Source organism: Mycobacterium sp., from assembly GCF_050701675.1.
GTDB lineage: Bacteria > Actinomycetota > Actinomycetes > Mycobacteriales > Mycobacteriaceae > Mycobacterium.
Window position 1 is genome coordinate 1 of the sequence record NZ_JBOGDD010000056.1, and the last position, 4359, is coordinate 4359.

Consider the following 4359-nt stretch of genomic DNA (forward strand, 5'->3'; position numbering starts at 1 on the left):
GCCACACCTTTGGGCTCACCGGTGGTGCCCGAGGTGTAGATGATGTGGGCTAGATCGTCGGAGGATGGCGGCGGCACGGCTGTGCTGGGCCAGGTGTTCGCGGCGGGCAGGTCGGTGGTGGTGATCACCGTGATGGGGGCGGCGTCGGTGAGCATGAACTCGATCCGCGCCGCAGGCAGGGTGGGGTCGATCGGTAGATATGCTGCCCCGGACTTGAGCACCGCAAGAATTGCCACGATCGCGTCATCCGAGCGGGGCAAGATCAGCGCCACACACTCTCCCGCTCCGGCACCCCGATCAATGAGCCAGTGCGCCAGCCGGTTCGAATCCTCGTCGAGCTTCCGATAGGTCGTCGACCGACCCTCGAAGGTGACCGCCAATGCGTCCGGACAGCGCGCCACCCGCCCGGCGAACAGTTCAGGGATCGATGCCTCGGGCAGACGAGAGGTCAGCACGGACCGGTTCCCGATCTCATCGAGGTGGCCGTGCTCACACTCATCGAGGAGGTCTAGCGACGACAGCGGCTGTGCGGGATCGGCCGTCATGGCCGTGAGCGCCCGCCGCAACCGTCCGACCAATGCCTCGATGGTGCTCGATTCGAACACATCCGTGCGGTACTCGACAGTCCCGCCGATGCCCGCGGGATCACCGGCCGCGGTAAAGCGTTCGGCCAGCGAGAATGTAAGGTCCATGCGGGCCGATTGGGTGTCTGTTGATAGCAGCGTCGCCTGGACATCACCGAGACTCGGACCGTCGGCGAGCTCAATGACGTTTCCGGGGTAGTTCTGCCAGGCCAGCATCACCTGCACCAGCGGTTGATGTGTGAGTGACCGGGTGGGGTTGAGCCGCTCCACCAACAATTCGAAGGGCACGTCCTGGTTCTCGAACGCGGTCAGACTGCGCTGGCGCACTTGGGCCAGCAGTTCGGCCACAGTCGGATCGCCGGTGAGCTCGACGCGCAGTACCAGGGTGTTGACGAAGAGCCCGACCAGATCATCGAGCGCAGGGTCGCGGCGCCCGGCTATCGGAAACCCGACGGCCACATCCGAACTGGAACTGAGCTTGGCCAGCAGCACGGCCAGTGCGGTCTGCACCACCATGAAACTGGTCGCGTTGTATGCACGGGCCGCCTTGGCTATCTGCTGCTGCAGCTCAGCCGGCCAGTCCACCTCAACGCTAGCGCCGCGGTAATCGGCCACCGGCGGGTAGGGCCGATCCGTTGGCAATGCCAGCCGCTCCGGCAGCCCGGCCAAAGCGCCTTCCCAATACCCCAACTGCGTGGCCAGACAGCTCGTCTGGTCGTCAACGTCACCGAGCTGTGCACGTTGCCACAACGTGTAATCGATGTACTGCACCGCCAACGGCTTCCAATCGGGCGCCCGCCCCGCGCAGCGGCTCGCATACGCCACCGCTAGATCCCGAGTCAGCGGAGCAATCGATCCGCCATCACCGGCGACATGATGCATCACCGCCGCCAACACATGCCGGTCTTTGTCAGTACAGAACAGGCGTGCTCGCACAGGAATTTCGGCCGTCAAGTCGAATGGACTACCCACTGTCTCCTGGACAGCTTCATCGAGCCGACTTTCCGGCCAGCCGGTGGCATCGACAACCTCCCAGCCAAAGTCGGCGCTCTCCGCAGGTACCACCACCTGCTGCGGTGTTGCCTCCGGTGCGACGAACACCGTCCGCAGGCTCTCATGGCGAGTAATCACATCCGCCAGCGCCGCACCCAGCGCCTCGGCATCAACGGGTCCGTCCAGCCGCAACAGGGTGGGCATGTTGTAAATCGTTGAGGCACCCTGTAGCTGGTCGATGAACCACAGCCTGCTCTGCGCAAAGGACAGCGGCACCACCGCCGGCCTAGCGACGGCCACCAACGGATCCATCCCACCCAGACCCACAGCGATCCGCGGCGCCAAACCCGCCACCGTCGGCGCCTCAAACACCGCCCGAGCCGTCAGGGCCGTATCCAAACTGGCGTTGATGACGGCGATCAGACGCATCGCCGACAGCGAATCTCCTCCCAGGTCGAAGAAGGAATCGTCTGTTCCGACTCGTTCGAGTCCGAGGATTTGAGCGTAGATTTTGGCGAGGGCTTGTTCGGTTGGGCTCGTCGGGTCACGGTAGGCACCACCTGTGTATTCGGGTGTGGGTAGCGCTCGTTTATCAAGCTTGCCATTCGGGGTGAGCGGCAACGCCACCAGCACTACTGTTGCCGCCGGAACCATATAGGCGGGCAACCGCTCAGCCAGCGCCGCACGCGTTGCGGCCAGATCAACGGCCCCCGTGAGCGTCTCAGTAACATACGCCACCAGTCGTCTATCTCCGGGTTGGTCTCCGCGGGCAACGACCACCGCCTGCTCGACGCCGTCCAACTCAGCAAGTGCGCACTGGATTTCACCCAACTCGACACGGTAACCACGGATCTTGACCTGTTCATCAGCTCGGCCCAGAAAGTCCAACTGCCCATCCGCGCGCCAGCGCACCAGGTCCCCGGTCCGATACATCCGCGACCCCGGAGCCCCGAACGGGCACGCCACAAACCGCGACCCTGATAGCCCAGGCCGACGCCAATAGCCAACCGCCACCCCAGCACCGGCCACATACAACTCCCCGACCACCCCGATCGGCACCGGACGCAACCACCCATCGAGCACGAACAACGCCGCACCCGGCACCGGCGAACCGATCGGCACGGTGCCCAACCCCGGTGTCAGCGGGGCAGTCATCGTTACCCACATCGTGGTCTCGGTCGGGCCATACTGATTGATCACCCGACCGGGTGCCCACCGATCCACCAAATCCTCCGGACAGGCCTCACCACCGACCAACAAGGTGATCGATTCCAGGCCTTCGCTCGGTAAAGCTGTTGTTGCCGAGGTTGTTTGATGCAGAACGGTCACCTTTTCGGTGACGAGCAGGCCCCTCAATTCCTCTGGGGAGCGTGCTATCTCCTCGGGTACCACCACCAGCCGGGCGCCGTGTAGCAGCGCACCCCAGATCTCCCACACCGACACGTCAAAGGACAACGAATGCCACTGCGACCACACCTCCCCCGGACCAGTAGGTATCTCCGACGGCAGAGCAGTCAGCAACTGGGTCACGTTATGATGTGTCACTGCAACACCTTTAGGAACACCCGTGGTGCCTGACGTATAAATGACGTGCGCTAGATCATCAGCAGAGACCGGCGCAAGCCCGACGCTGGGTTGCGCCTGCACGCAAGCGTCGTTGACATCGATTACGGCCGCGCCATATCCCTCGAGCCGGGCCGCCAGTCTCGCGATGGTCAGCACCGCGATCGGGTATGTGTCGGCGAGTATGAGGTCCAACCGTGCCGGAGGCAGTGCGGGGTCGATCGGCAGATACGCTGCCCCGGACTTGAGCACCGCCAAGATCGCCACAACCGAATCAGCCGACCGCGGCAACAGCAGCGCCACACACTCGCCCGCCCGGCCACCACGATCAATCAACAGGTGCGCCAACCTGTTCGAAGCCTCATCAAGCTCCCGATACGTCAACGACCGCCCCCCGAAGCTGACCGCCACCGCATCCGGAGTACGTATGGCCTGCTGTGTGAACAGTGCAGGAATCGACACCGGCGTCGAGGGCTCAGTCAGAACAGCCCGGTTCCCGATCTCATCCAGGCGGGCATACTCAGCCTCATCAAGAAAGTTCAATGACGACAACCGCCGACCCGAATCAGCCGTCATAGCCCCCGACTCATCCCAGTAGCAAGAATATTCGCTGGAACCGGCTGCTGTTGCCCACCGAACTGTCCCCACGGCGGCAGATGCGCCCAGTCATCCAGTTCCATCAGAAACCCCCAGCCCTATGTGGCCCACGTACCAGTCTCTAGTCTGCGTCTGATAGTACAGCCGCAGATCGGGACGTGTGAGGCTTCGCGGCGCGTTTTCGCTGGTAGGAGCAGTTCCCGGTGCATCATTCACGATGGTGAAGACGAGAAAGACGCCCGCGACAACCGCTGGTTCGGCAGTAGACCATGACCGCGCGCAATGGCCTGGACGCGGGCTGATGGACCTGATTGCTCCACGGTTCTCCCGCTATGAGGCGGCCCGCAGCGCCGGTGCGATCCCGCCGGGTGTGATGACCAAGAACTGCTGGACGATGGCCGAATTTTTTTCGGCCACGTGGCCCGGACAGGCTGCAGCACTTGCCCTCCCGCGCCGACAGGAATGCCGACGACATCCGCGACTATGTGACCGGGCAATTGTCTGACCCGAAAGCGCTGCTGGTGGTCGACGAGACCGAAGATATAAAAGAGGGCGTGTCGCGGGAGCTTGTCAATCTAGCTTGCGTGGGCCCACTTCAGACGAACGTCGGCGGGGCGTCGGC

At 63.4% G+C, this 4359-nt stretch carries 1 protein-coding gene and 1 pseudogene; one reads left to right on the forward strand and one right to left on the reverse strand.

Going from position 1 to position 4359, the window contains the following annotated elements:
* Nucleotides 1-3716 (reverse strand): annotated as a pseudogene (locus tag ACRDUX_RS01745) (non-ribosomal peptide synthetase); the annotation flags it as partial.
* Nucleotides 3717-4177: 461 nt separating this feature from the next.
* Here ACRDUX_RS01745 and ACRDUX_RS01750 point away from each other — a divergent pair.
* The coding region (locus ACRDUX_RS01750; RefSeq protein WP_526410417.1) for a hypothetical protein at nucleotides 4178-4359 on the forward strand (182 nt) is incomplete at its 3' end.